The following is a 13697-nucleotide window of genomic DNA, read 5'->3' as shown; positions in this document are numbered from 1 at the left end:
GCTGCGAGGCACCGACGTTTCGGCCGAGGGCGTGGCCCGGCTGCGAAAAGCCTGCCCGGAACTGCTGGTGACGTATTGATCCTTCGGGGCATGCCTTGGGCGGGAGTGTTCCGCTTTGGTCCGCGACGTCCTCCACCGGCTGAAGCCCGGAGAACCGCCGCGGTGCCGAAGCCCCGGCGCAAACCGCGTCTATCTGCCGCTTTCTTGTGCCGAGGTGGAGGGCCGGGGCAGGCTTTTGGCAGGCCGAACGCTAGGGGCTCTGCCCATAGCGGCGTAGTATCCGGGTGTAAGTAATGGGGCGGTCGGGGTCTCCGTCGTTGCGGTCCAGGAGATAGCCCAGCCGTTCCCTGGCCGCCAGGTTCTTGGCCTCCGGGGGCCAGTAGCCGGGCACGGCTCCCCGGGGACCGTCGTAGGAATCCACGTGCCCGTCCAGAAAGGCGACATTGGCCGTGTTCCCCCCGTGGCGGAAGTGGGTGTTGGGGGCGGTAAAGAAGCGGTGATCCTGGGGGCCTTGGAGGAAGTAGTTTTCGGTGAGTCGGACTTGGGAGTCGTTGCCGTAGGGGAGTTGCACTCGGGCCGAATCGGCAAGCAGGATCACGTGGCTGGTGCCGGCATGGGCGAACGTACCCAGGGAGGTGTACAAGACGCGGGTTTTCCAGGTTCCGTTGCAGCGGAACCAGTACGTCGTGCCCAGGTTCTGATTGTAGCCGAAGCCGCCGGTGGCGCCGCGATAGAGAGGTTCCAGCACTCCCCGGGCGTTGGGGCAAGCGAGCGTAAGCAGGTTTTGTTCCATATAGGGGGCGAGAAAGCCTCCGGCGGCATCCACGATGCCGGTGGCATGATCCACGGCCGCAAACCAGTAGCGTTGTTTCGAGGTGCCGGGACGGTAGGCATTGGCCAGGGGCAGGCGCCCCTGGGCATCGTGGAACATGTGAACCGCCAGGGCCAGTTGGCGGAGATTGTTTTTGCATTCGATCCGGCGGCCCGCCTCCCGCGCCGCTTGCACGGCCGAAAGGAGCAGGGCCATCAGGATACCGATGATGAAGATCACCACCAGCAGCTCAATCAAGGTAAATCCGCGCTGTTTCATCGCGCCACATTTCCGGCTGCGGGGCTTCCTGCACGGAAAACAGCGACCCGGGAACAGGTAAGTCGCCGTGAATCCTCAGGCCCCTCAGGCGGTTTCTCCAAGGACGCGGATCACTTGTCCCCTTCGGAGGAGTGGCCGAACATCTGGTCCACGGGGTTTCCCCCGGTGGGGGCCGGTCCGGGGGAAGGGTTGGGTTGGTCCTCCAGCAGGGGGAACTGGGGCATGAACTGCTCGGGCACTTCGGCCGTGAGGGCATCCAGCGCCTCGGGCCGGATGCGCACTTCGGCCTGCTGGTACCAGCGGAAGCCGGTGCCGGCGGGGATCAGGTGTCCCAGGATCACGTTCTCCTTCAGCCCCACCAGGTAGTCCACCTTGCTGGCCAGGGCCGCCTCGGTGAGCACGCGGGTGGTTTCCTGAAAGCTGGCCGCGGAGATGAAGCTGTCGCTTTGAACGGCCGCCTTGGTGATGCCCAACAACTGGGGGCTGCAGGTGGCCGGCTTGGGCTTTTCGCCGGTGGCCGACTTGCCCCCCATGGCCTCCACCTGGGCGTTGACCCGCTCAAACTCGCTGCGGGGCACGATGGAACCTGGCTCGAAGTGGGTGTCTCCTTTGTCCTTGATCTTCACGCACTTGGCCAGTTCCTCGTTGGCCTGGTTGAAGCGGAACTTGTCGATCATCGTGCCGGGGAGGAGCTTGGTATCCCCGGCGTCTTCCACGCGGACCTTTCGGATCATCTGGGCCACGATGATCTCCACGTGCTTGTCGTTGATGTTGACGTTCTGGGCGCGATAGACGCTTTGGATTTCGTTGACCAGGTACTCTTGCACCCGTTCCGGTCCGGAGATGCGGAGGATGTCGTGCGGCACCAGGGGCCCGCCGCACAGCGGTTCCCCGGCCCGCACCCGGTCCCCGGTCCGGCCCCGGGGCGACTTGCTTAACGGCACCCAGTGGGGGCGTTCTTCTCCGTTTTCAGTAACGATAATCACTTTGCGGCGTCCGCGTTGTTTTTCATCCGTGATCTTGATCACGCCGTCCACCTCGGCAATCACAGCGGGGTTTTTGGGCTTGCGGGCCTCAAAGATTTCGGTCACTCGCGGCAATCCTCCGGTGATGTCCTGGGTGCCGCGGGCTTCGCGGGGAGTTTTGGCCAGCAGGCGGCCTGCCTTGACTTTTTCTCCTTCTTCTACTTCCACGGTAGCTTTTTCGGGCAGGTAGCAGATTTCCAGCGTATCGCCGTTGGCATCCTTGATGGCAATCTGGGGGTGCTTGCTGCCGCGGTGTTCCCGGACGATCCGCCGCATACGGCCGGTTCGCCGGTCCTTCTCGGTCCGCACCGTTTCGTCATCCAGGTCCACAAACTCGACCGTGCCATCCACCTCGGCCAGGATGGGGACGCTGTGGGGATCCCATTCGCAGAGCTTGGTCCCCTTTTTCACTTCCTGACCTTCCTGCACGTAAAGCAGAGCTCCGGTGGGCACTTCGTACCGGTCCAGTTCGCGTCCTCGGGGATCGGTTACGATAATCTCCCCGTTGCGGGAGAGCACGACCGTCTTCCCCTCCTCGTTCTTCACGGCATTGAGCCGGTTGAACTTGATCACTCCGTCGCGGCGGGCCGTCACGTGGCTGGATTCCACACCGCGGACGGCCATTCCGCCGATGTGGAAGGTCCGCATGGTCAGTTGCGTACCCGGCTCGCCGATACTCTGGGCAGCGATGATCCCCACGGCCATCCCTTCCTCCACCAGCGCGCCGGTGGAGAGGTCCATCCCGTAGCACAGCGCGCACACGCCCAGAGGAGCCTCGCAGGTCATGGGGCTGCGAACCTGGAACTTTTGCAGCCCCAACTCTTGGATCTTCTTGGCCGCCTCGCGGGTAATCAGTTCGTTTTCGCGGACGATCACCTCATCATGGACCGGGTCCACCACGTTGACCCGGCTCACCCGCCCGTAAATGGCATCGGCCAGGGTGACCACGACTTTGTCCCCGCGGAAAATAGCCGTTTTGGTCACTCCGCGGGTGGTGCCACAGTCGCGCATGGTGACCACGACGTTCTGGGCCACGTCGGCCAGCTTGCGGGTCAGGTAGCCGGAGTCGGCCGTCTTCAGCGCCGTGTCGGCCAGTCCTTTTCGAGCTCCGTGGGTGGAGCTGAAGTACTCCAGCACCCGCAGCCCTTCCCGGAAGTTGGCCTTGATGGGCGTTTCGATGATCTTACCCGAGGGTTTGGCCATCAGCCCCCGCATCCCGGCCAGTTGCCGTACCTGGTCGATGTTCCCCCGGGCCCCCGACTCGCTCATCAGGAAGATGGGGTTCACGTAGCCTGGATACCGCTGGTCGTTGCGAAGCACTTCGCGCATGTCCCGCGTGATTCGGTCCCGAGCATGGGTCCAGGCATCCACCACTTTGTTGTACCGTTCCGCGTCGGTCAGATCGCCCCGCTCAAACGCCTTTTGGAGCTTGCTCACTTCCTTTTCCGTGGCAGCGATGACCTTGGGCTTGGAAGGGGGCACCAGCAGGTCGTCGGTGGCGAAGCTCAGCCCGCTCAGCGTGGCCCAGTGGAACCCCAGCCGGTTCATCCGGTCCAGCAACTCGATGGTCGCCTTGCGGCCCAGCATCTCGTAGCAGTCCGAAATCACCCGGCTCAAGGCGCTGGATTTCATCACCACGTTGTAGAAGGGCATCCGCTCATCCAGCACGCGATTGAACAGCACCCGGCCCACGGTGGTTTCAATCACGGCGCCGGGACGGCTGGTTTCACCGTGTTCGTCCCGGCATCCCCGATGCGGCGGGAGCTTGAGCTTGATTCGGGCATGGGTATCCACCTTGCCCAGGCTGTGAGCCAGCTCCACCTCGTCGAAGGTGGCAAAAGCCATCCCTTCGCCTTTGCGGTCGGGCAGTTCCAGGGTCATGTAGTAGCAGCCCATCACCATGTCCTGCGAGGCGCTGATGATCGGGGCGCCGTTGGCCGGGCTGAAGATGTTGTGGGTGGAGATCATCAAGGTGTAGGCTTCCACCTGGGCTTCGATCGACAGGGGCAGGTGGACGGCCATCTGGTCGCCGTCGAAATCGGCGTTGAAGGCGGTACAGACCAGCGGGTGGATACGAATCGCCTTGCCTTCGACGAGAATCGGCTCGAAGGCCTGGATCCCCAGGCGGTGCAGCGTCGGGGCGCGATTGAGCAGCACCGGATGATCCTGGATCACCTCTTCGAGGATGTCCCACACCTCCGGCCGCTCCAGTTCCACCATCTCCTTGGCGGCTTTGATGGTGGAGACGATCCCTCGCTCTTCGAGCTTGTTGTAGATGAACGGCTTGAAGAGTTCGAGCGCCATCTTTTTCGGCAACCCGCACTGGTGCAGACGCAGCTCGGGTCCGACGACGATCACGCTGCGGCCCGAGTAATCGACCCGCTTGCCCAACAGGTTCTGCCGGAAACGACCCTGCTTACCCTTGAGAGCATCAGAGAGGGATTTGAGCTGCCGGTTCTGGGTCGAACGCAGCACCCGGCCCCGCCGGCCGTTGTCCATCAGGGCATCGACCGCTTCCTGAAGCATGCGCTTCTCGTTGCGCACGATGACGTCCGGCGCGCGAAGATCGAGCAACTTCTTCAGCCGGTTGTTGCGGTTGATCACACGCCGGTAGAGGTCGTTGAGGTCCGAAGTCGCAAAGCGTCCGCCCTCGAGGGGCACCAGCGGGCGCAGTTCCGGCGGTATCACCGGAATCACGTCGAGGATCATCCACTCCGGACGGTTGCCGGAGCGGCGGAAGGCATCGGCCACCTTCAATCGCTTGGCGAGCTTCTGCCGCTTCTGGATCGAAGTCTCGACCTTCATCCGCTCGCGCAACTCGTGCCCGAGGGTCTCGACATCGATGCGGGCCAGCAGCTTCTTGATGCCCTCCGCCCCCATCATCGCCTCGAAAGAACCCGGACCGAACTGGTCACGCAGCTCGCGGAATTCCTCCTCCGACAGGAGCTGCCCCTCCTCGAGGTCCGGGACGTTGCCCGGATCGGTGACGGTATAGGCTTCGAAGTAGAGCACCCGCTCCAGCTCACGCTTGGAGATGTCGAGGAGGTGGCCGATCCGACTCGGAAGCTGGTGGAAGAACCACACGTGAGAAACCGGCGAAGCCAGCTCGATGTGACCCATCCGCTCCCGTCGAACCTTCGACTGCGTGACCTCGACACCACACTTGTCGCAAACCACCCCGCGGTGCTTCATCCGCTTGAACTTGCCACAGAGGCATTCCCAGTCGGTCACCGGCCCGAAAATCCTGGCGCAGAAGAGACCATCCCGTTCAGGCTTGAAGGTCCGGTAGTTGATCGTCTCCGGCTTGGTGACTTCGCCGTAGGACCAGGATCGAATCTTCTCCGGCGACGCAAGGCTGATGCGAATGGACGTAAAGTCGTTGATCGTCCGCGCCCTGTCGAAAAACAGCGAACTCTTGCTCAAGACCGCCTCCCGCCGGGGCTCACCCGGCCAAGCCTCTGGAACTTCGCCCGTGGTCCGCGCTGCCGCCTCACGCGTCGTCCTCGCCCTGCTCGGCCAACAGCTCGATATCGAGGCAAAGGGCCTGCAACTCCTTGATCAACACGTTGAACGATTCCGGCAAACCCGGTTCGACCCAGCCCTGCCCCTTGACGATCGCCTCGTAGATCTTGGTCCGGCCGTAGACATCGTCGGACTTGCAGGTCAGAAGCTCCTGCAACACGTGGGCCGCGCCGTAGGCCTCGAGCGCCCAGACTTCCATCTCACCGAAACGCTGGCCGCCGAACTGGGCCTTACCGCCCAGGGGCTGCTGTGTGATCAGGGAGTAGGGCCCGATAGAACGGGCGTGAATCTTGTCGTCGACCAGGTGGCTGAGCTTGAGCAGGTAGATGTAACCGACCGTCACCTTCTGCTCGAAACGCTCCCCGGTCATCCCATCGTGCAGGTAGGTCTTGCCATCCAGCGGAAGACCGGCCTGCTCGAGGTAATGCTTGATGTCCTTCTCGCGTGCACCGTCGAAGACCGGCGTCGCGAACTTCATGCCGAGCGCCATGCCGGCCCATCCCAGGTGCGTCTCCAGGATCTGTCCGACGTTCATACGACTCGGCACACCCAGGGGATTGAGCACGACGTCGACCGGCGTACCATCCGGCAGGTAGGGCAGGTCCTCGATCGGCAGGATGCGGGCGATCACGCCCTTGTTGCCGTGGCGACCGGCCATCTTGTCGCCCACGGAGAGTTTCCGCTTCATCGCGATGAAGACCTTGACCAGCTTGATCACGCCGGGCGCCAGTTCGTCACCCTTGGCCAGCGCTTCGATCCGCTCGCGGTGGAATTTCTCGAGCAATTGGACCTTCTTCTGGGTCCGCTCCTCGATCTTCCGAATCGCCTCGATGGTGGCCTTTCGCTTGGGCGCCACGTCGAGACGCATCAGGTCCTCGGTCTGCAGCTCCCGGATGATCTCCCGGCTCAGGACAGTCCCCTCGGGGAGCACTTCGCGACTGCCGTCGAGCGACACCAGCGCCGAGCGCAAAGGCTCACCTTCCAGCAGGTCGGCGATCAGGCGACGGTTCTCCTCGTTGATGATTCGAATCTCGTCATTGAGATTCTTCTCCCATCGCTGAATCTGCTCCCGCTCGATGGCGCGGTGGCGCGAGTCCTTCTCCTGTCCTTTGCGTGCGAAGACCCGGACATCGACCACGATTCCTTCGATGCCCGGAGGACTGGTCAGGCTCGCGTCGCGCACGTCCCCCGACTTCTCGCCGAAAATCGCCCGCAGCAGCTTCTCTTCCGGGGTGAGCTGGGTTTCGCCCTTCGGCGTAACCTTGCCGACGAGAATATCTCCCGGCTTGACGTGAGCGCCGATGCGAATGATGCCGCTCTCGTCGAGATCCTTGAGGAACTCTTCCGAGACGTTGGGAATGTCGCGGGTGATCTCTTCCGGACCAAGCTTCGTGTCCCTGGCTTCGACCTCGAACTCCTCGATATGGATCGAGGTGTAGGCGTCTTCCCGGACCAGTCGTTCCGAGACCAGGATCGCGTCCTCGAAGTTGTATCCACGCCAGGGCATGAAGGCCACCAGCACGTTGCGCCCGAGGGCCAGCTCACCGTTCTCGGTGCAGGGACCGTCGGCCAGCACCTGCCCGGCGCGCACACGGTCTCCCTGGCTGACGATGGGCCTCTGGTTGATGCAGGTGTTCTGGTTCGAGCGCCGGAACTTGACCAGCGAGTAGACATCGGCACCGAAGTCTTCGCCGCCTTCCTCGCCGGTCACACGAACGATGATGCGCGTCGCGTCGATCTTGTCGACGATCCCCGAGCGGCGGCAAATCACCACCGCTCCCGAATCCCGGGCGGTGGTCTCCTCCATGCCGGTCCCCACGACGGGAGATTCCGGCTGCAGCAGCGGCACCGCCTGGCGTTGCATGTTGGAGCCCATCAGCGCCCGGTTCGCGTCGTCGTTCTCGAGAAAGGGCACCAGGGCCGCCGCCACCGAAACAAGCTGCTGGGGCGACACGTCGATGAAATCGATTTCCTCACGGGGCGCGAAGAGGAAGCTGCCGGCTCGCCGGGCCGTCACACGCTCGTTGACAAAGCGTCCGTTCTCGTCGAGCGGCGCGTTGGCCTGCGCGATGGTCATCCGGTCTTCTTCCCAGGCCGTGAGATAGAAGGCATAGGGTTCGGCGGCCGGTTTGCGCTTCCCGGCCTTTTCCATGGAAGCCACCAGGTCTTCGAACTCGTCGAGGGGCATGACCTCGCCCACCTCGCGACCGGTGCCACCCGCGTAGGTCAGGCGCACGTGATCGACCACGCGACCATCGACGACCTTGCGATAGGGCGATTCGATGAATCCGTAGTCGTTGATCCGTGCATAGCAGGCCAGCGACGAGATCAGTCCGATGTTCGGTCCTTCCGGGGTCTCGATCGGGCAGATGCGACCGTAGTGGGTCGGGTGCACGTCACGCACTTCGAAACCCGCCCGCTCACGACTCAGGCCACCGGGCCCGAGAGCCGACAGACGCCGCTTGTGGGTCACCTCCGACAGCGGGTTGGTCTGGTCCATGAACTGCGAAAGCTGACTGCTGCCGAAGAACTCCTGTACCGCCGCGACGACCGGCTTGGCGTTGATCAGGTCGTGAGGCATGGCGGTCGTCATTTCCTGGTAGACCGACATCTTCTCCTTGATCGCGCGTTCCATGCGAATCAGTCCGATGCGGAACTGGTTTTCCAGCAGTTCGCCCACCGAGCGGACGCGCCGGCTGCCCAGGTGATCGATATCGTCGAGCTGCCCCTCGCCCTGGCTCAGACCGAGGAAATAGCGTACGACAGCGTAGAAGTCGTCTGGATGAAGAATCTTTTCGTCGAGCGGCCGGCTGGTCCCCAGCCGCGTGTTGAACTTGAGCCGACCGACCCGCGAGAAGTCGTATCGCTGGGGATCGAAGAACATCGCGTTGAACAGCTTGTTCGCCGCATCGAACGTCGGCGGGTCACCCGGACGGAGCTTGCGGTAGATCTCCAGCAACGCTTCCTCCGGGGTCTTCACGCCGTCCTTCTTCAAGGTGGTATGCAACACGGGCCCGACCGGATCGTTCTCGGGGAAAAAGACGATCAATCGCTCGATGCCCGCTTCCCGGATTTCGGCCAACTGCTCGGCCGTGATTTCCTGGTTGACCTCGCAAATCAACTCACCCGTTTCAGGGTGCACGATCGGCTCGAGGGCCACGGCGCCGGAAAACTCCTCCTCGGCGACCGGCACATAGGCGATCGCGGCATCCTCGAGGCGCTTGAGATTCGCCTTGCGGATTTTCACACCCTTACGCAGGATGGTTTTGCCCTGGTCGTTTTTGATCTCCTCGAGCGCGCGTTTCTGCAGCAGTCCCGGTCCGACACCCCAGAGGATGTTTTCTTCCTGCAGCAGAACTTCCGTCGGCGTGTAGAACTCGCGCAGGATCTCCTCATCCGAGGAAAGCCCGAGGGCGCGCAGGAACACCGTGCCGTGGAATTTCCTCTTACGATCGATGCGAACGTTGAGGATCTGCTTCTGGTCGTACTCGAACTCGACCCAGGCCCCCCGGTAGGGAATGATCTTCGCTGTGTGGGTGCTGCGGTCCGGCGTGGCCTGGAAGAAGACCCCGGGAGATCGGTGGAGCTGGGAGACGATCACCCGCTCGGTTCCGTTGATGATGAAAGTCCCATCACCGGTGAGCATCGGAATCTCGCCGAAGTAGACCTCCTGCTCCTTGATGTCGCGGATCGATCGGGCGCCGGTTTCGGGATCCTTGTCGTAGACGATGAGGTGGATCGTCACCTTCAACGGCACGTTGAAGCTCATTCCCCGCGCCTGGCATTCCTCCATCGAGTACTTGAACTTCAGCCCGACGGGTTCGCCGCACTCCTCACAGATCTCGAGCTTGTTCGGATTCGATTCCCCGCAACTCGGGCAGCCGAACTCCGACTCCTTCGGCATCCGCGCGATGAAGGGCTGGCCGCAGTTGCGGCAAACGACGCGCAGTTTCTCGATCCCCTGAAGGATCTCGCACTTGCATGCCCAGTGCCCGATCGAGTACTCCATGAACTCGAGACTGCAGGTCTCGCGAAAATCTTCGATCGGGAAGATCGACTTGAACACGGCCTGGAGCCCGACGTCCTCGCGGTCGTCGGGAGCCGTGTACATCTGCAGGAAGCGCTCGTAGGAGCGTTTCTGCACCTCGATCAGGTTGGGAATGCGAATGGTTGAGGGGATCTTGGAGAATCCCTTGCGTCCACGCGGCTTGATTTCGGCTGTAGCCATCAGAGCCCACCCTCAGGAAATGCTGCGTAACACCGGGATCCGGCCACCCCCCGGGGGGGGCCGGAGTGGAGAACAACCAGCACGGAATCGCCACCGGCGGGAAAGAACGGCCCCACACCGGTACGGCGGCAAGACAGACGTAGCCCGCTTCCCCGCATCGAGCAGGGACCGGGCCACGCCTTCTGTCGACAAGGCATCACGGACCGAACCGGGCACCTCCGACTGACGGACTACTTGATCTCCGCGGTCGCGCCGACTTCTTCGAACTTCTTCTTGATCTCTTCGGCCTCGTCCTTGGTCACGGCTTCCTTGACCACCTTCGGGGCCGATTCGACCAGTTCCTTGGCCTCCTTGAGGCCGAGGCTCGTGACCTCGCGGACGACCTTGATCACGTTGATCTTCTTCGGGCCGACGGCGGTCAGCTCGACGTCGAACTCGGTCTTCTCCTCCGCGGCGGCCTCGCCACCGGCGGCGCCAGCCACGGCGGCGACGGCAACCGGTGCGGCGGCGGAAACGCCCCACTTCTCTTCGAGCATCTTGACGAGGTTCGCAGCCTCCATCACGGTCAGCTCGCTCAGCGACTCAGCAATCTGATTGAGATCAGCAGCCATGGTGTTCTTGCTCCTTCGTGGTCCGGCCTTTCGTCCGCCGGTCCGGAAAACCTTAGATCTTCTGACACCCTGCACCGGAGCGGGCCCAATGCCCCAATTCCGAGCCGGTGGACTTATTGCCTATCCTCTAGACTACCCACCCTGCTGGCTGTGCTTGTCGAGCACGGTGGCGAGCTGGGTGGCCGGGGTCGAGAACAAACGGACCAGCTTCTGCGCCGGACCGTTGATCAGGGACAACAACATCGACCGGGTCTCGTCGATGCCCGGCAACTTGGAAACCGCGACGACGCCTTCGCCGTCGACGGTCTGATTGCGATCGATCAGGCCGGCCTTGATTCCGAGCCGGGGGTGATCCTTGGCGAAATCCACCAGGCTCTTGGCCGTGCTCACCGGCTCTTCGGCGTGATAGACCATGGCGGTCGGTCCACTGAACCAGCCTTCGAGAGCCGCCACGGGGCCTTCTCCCGCGGCCCGCTTGGCCAGGCGGTTCTTGATCACCTGCATCCGCGCGCCCTTCTCCCTCAGACCGGCCCGCAACTTGTTGACCTCGTTGCTGTCGAGACCGGTCAGATCGACGAGGAAGATGCTGTTGGCCGACTCGAAGATCTCGCGAATCTGCTCGACCTGGGCTTCCTTCTGGCTCCTGGTATAAACCATCGCCGTTCTCCTTCCGCCCTCAGGCCCGCTCGACCACGCCGACCTTCTCCAGGTCCGCGAGGTCCAGCTCGAGGCTTGGACTCATCGTCGTGCCGATGTGACAGGTGCGAATGTACCGGCCCTTGGCCGCCGCAGGCTTGGCCCGCTGAATCGCAGTGAGAAAGGCTCGGAAATTGTCGAGCAACTGCTCCTGCGAAAACGACTTCTTGCCGATCACGCCATGCACGATCGAAGTCTTGTTGACCCGGAACTCCACCCTACCGGCCTTGATCTCACGAACCGCGTCACCGATGTTCGGAGTCACGGTGCCGACCTTCGGGTTGGGCATCAGCCCCCGGGGGCCGAGGATCTTTCCCAGCCGACCGATGTCCCGCATCGTGTCCGGCGTGGCGACGACGGCTTCGAAGTCGAGGAAACCGCCCTGGATCTTCTCCACGGCCTCCTTGCCCGACAGAACGAAGTCGGCACCAGCTTCCTCGGCTTCCTTGAGCTTCTCTCCTCCAGCGATGGCCAGGACCCGCTTGGTCTTGCCCGTACCGTGGGGCAAGACCACCGTACCGCGCACCATCTGGTCCGCGTGACGGGGATCGACCCCCAGGAGGAAGGCGACTTCGACGGTCTCGTCGAAACCCGCCCAGGAAATCTCGTTGAGCTTTTGCAGGGCCTGGGAAACCTCGATCGGAGCCCGGTCGAGCTTCTCCGCTACGGCCCTGTATTTCTTTCCACGGCGCGCCATTTCAAAACCTCCAGCCGACGCTACTCGACGACCTCGATACCCATGCTGCGTGCGCTGCCGGAAATCGTGCGCACGGCGGCGTCCATGTCGGCGGCCGTCAGGTCCGGCCACTTGGCTTTGGCGATCTCCTCCAACTGGGCCCGGGTGACTTTGCCGACCTTCTTCCGGTTCGGCTCACCCGATCCCTTCTCGACACCCACGGCCTTGAGCAGCAGGATCGATGCGGGAGGAGTCTTGGTAATGAAAGTGAAGGAACGGTCCTGGTAGATCGTAATCACCGCGGGAATGATCATTCCCCGCTGGTCCTGGGTCTTGGCATTGAATGCCTTGCAAAACTCCATGATGTTGACGCCGTGCTGCCCGAGGGCGGGACCCACCGGCGGTGCCGGAGTGGCTTGCCCCGCGGGACAGTGCAGCTTGACCATGGCCATCACTTTCTTCGCCATCGTTTCCTCGCGCGGCGGGAGGCTCGAGCTTCATCCCCTCGCCGTTGGCCGACAACCTGGTGTCGGCGTTCTCCCGGCCCGACTCAGTCGGGCCGCTTGACCTGGTGGAACTCGAGTTCCACCGGCGTCGCCCGGCCGAAGATACTGACCATGACCTTGAGCGTCGCCCGGTCTTCGTTGATCTCTTCCACCACTCCCGTGAAGTTGCTGAACGGCCCGTCGGTGATCTTCACGGTCTCGCCGACCTTATAGTCGAACTTCGGCTTGGGCTTGGTCTCGGTGACGTGGATCTGGCCGAGAATCCTGTCGACCTCCTCCTGCGTCATCGGCAGCGGACGCTGAGAACCGCCGACGAAACCCGTAACCTTGGGAGTGCTCCGCACCACGTGCCACGCCTCGTCCGACATCTCCATCTGGACCAGCACGTAGCCCGGAAAGAACTTCTTCTTCAGCGTGTACTTCTTGCCGTCGCGAATCTCGACGACATCTTCGGTCGGCACCAGGATCTCGCCGATCTTGTCCCCCATCCCGTAGGCATCGGCCCTCTGCCGGAGGGACTGCATGACCTTGTTTTCGAATCCACTGTAGGTGTGGATGATGTACCACTCCTTGCCGTCGTCCCCGGGAGGCGGCGCGGACGTGCCGGCCTCGGGATCGGCGGTGTCCACAGGAGCCGCCTCGGCCCCCTCGGCGCCGGCGGGAGTCTCGACGGCGGGATCGGGCGCCGGGGACGAAGCCTCGGCGGGGACGTCAGAATCGATCTGCTCCCTCTTTTCGGTATCCGTCATCCTTCACCCGCCCAAGGCCGGCCCCCTGGAAAGAGCCCGCCGGAACCACGGTCCCCAGGGGACCGCTAGGAGAAAAGCACCAATTTCTGGAGCGTGGCCAACACGAGGTCGACCAGACCCAGGTAAACCGCCACGATGATCGTCGCCACGATCACCACCAAGGTGGTCCCGTAAACCTCCTGCTTGCTCGGCCAGGACGTCCGCTTGAGTTCCTTCCAGACGTCGTCGACGAACCCTCGCGCCTTGCCGATGCCTCCTGCCATGACCATCTCCACGTGCCCAGGTCGGGCACTGCCGCGCCTACTGGCAGGGCAGGAGGGACTCGAACCCCCAACCTACGGTTTTGGAGACCGTTGCTCTGCCAATTGAGCTACTGCCCTGCGCCGGGCAACCCCGAAGGGCCCCCACGGTCTTTCCAAGTCCCGCCCCCCCCGGGGAGACGGGACCACGTCGCTACTCGATGATCTCGGTGATGGTGCCGGCACCCACGGTGCGGCCACCCTCACGAATCGCGAAGCGAAGCCCCTTGTCCATCGCGATCGGCTTCTGCAACTCGCCCACCACCTCCAGGCGGTCGCCGGGCATCACCATCTC

At 63.0% G+C, this 13697-nt stretch carries 10 protein-coding genes and 1 tRNA gene; all 11 read right to left on the bottom strand.

The features are described from left to right. Positions 1-250 precede the first annotated feature (250 nt). On the bottom strand, positions 251-1090 hold the full coding sequence (locus tag Q9Q40_13675; GenBank protein MDQ7008268.1) for a DUF1559 domain-containing protein: 840 nt from the start codon (positions 1088-1090) through the stop codon (positions 251-253). Between the two features lie 110 nt (positions 1091-1200). Next, a complete protein-coding gene (gene rpoC, locus Q9Q40_13670; GenBank protein ID MDQ7008267.1) occupies positions 1201-5538 on the bottom strand; it encodes a DNA-directed RNA polymerase subunit beta' in 4338 nt (1445 codons plus the stop codon). Between the two features lie 67 nt (positions 5539-5605). Continuing rightward, complete coding sequence (gene rpoB, locus Q9Q40_13665; GenBank protein ID MDQ7008266.1) at positions 5606-9865, bottom strand: DNA-directed RNA polymerase subunit beta; 4260 nt, start codon at positions 9863-9865, stop codon at positions 5606-5608. A 230-nt stretch (positions 9866-10095) separates the two neighbouring features. Then, positions 10096-10476 (bottom strand): 50S ribosomal protein L7/L12, encoded by a 381-nt coding sequence (gene rplL, locus Q9Q40_13660; protein MDQ7008265.1) that lies wholly within the window; start codon positions 10474-10476, stop codon positions 10096-10098. A 132-nt stretch (positions 10477-10608) separates the two neighbouring features. Continuing rightward, a complete protein-coding gene (rplJ, locus tag Q9Q40_13655; protein ID MDQ7008264.1) occupies positions 10609-11133 on the bottom strand; it encodes a 50S ribosomal protein L10 in 525 nt (174 codons plus the stop codon). A 19-nt stretch (positions 11134-11152) separates the two neighbouring features. Beyond that, entirely contained in the window at positions 11153-11869 is a 717-nt protein-coding gene (gene rplA / locus Q9Q40_13650) for a 50S ribosomal protein L1 (GenBank protein MDQ7008263.1), read from the bottom strand. A gap of 20 nt (positions 11870-11889) precedes the next feature. Beyond that, the gene (rplK, locus tag Q9Q40_13645) at positions 11890-12315 is read right to left on the bottom strand and encodes a 50S ribosomal protein L11 (GenBank protein MDQ7008262.1); all 426 of its coding nucleotides are present in this window, start codon (positions 12313-12315) and stop codon (positions 11890-11892) included. 83 nt (positions 12316-12398) lie between these two features. Continuing rightward, the gene (gene nusG / locus Q9Q40_13640; protein MDQ7008261.1) at positions 12399-13103 is read right to left on the bottom strand and encodes a transcription termination/antitermination protein NusG; all 705 of its coding nucleotides are present in this window, start codon (positions 13101-13103) and stop codon (positions 12399-12401) included. Between the two features lie 65 nt (positions 13104-13168). After that, positions 13169-13366: a preprotein translocase subunit SecE gene (gene secE, locus Q9Q40_13635; protein ID MDQ7008260.1), complete on the bottom strand. Its 198-nt coding sequence runs from the start codon at positions 13364-13366 to the stop codon at positions 13169-13171. A gap of 41 nt (positions 13367-13407) precedes the next feature. Next, positions 13408-13483, bottom strand: a tRNA-Trp gene (locus tag Q9Q40_13630). Between the two features lie 73 nt (positions 13484-13556). Then, positions 13557-13697, bottom strand: a 141-nt coding sequence (gene tuf / locus Q9Q40_13625) for an elongation factor Tu (GenBank protein MDQ7008259.1), incomplete at its 5' end; no start/stop codon positions are given.

The sequence above is a fragment of the Acidobacteriota bacterium genome (assembly GCA_030949985.1).
Lineage (GTDB): Bacteria > Acidobacteriota > Polarisedimenticolia > J045 > J045 > JALTMS01.
This window is presented reverse-complemented; position numbering and strand designations above follow the sequence as displayed.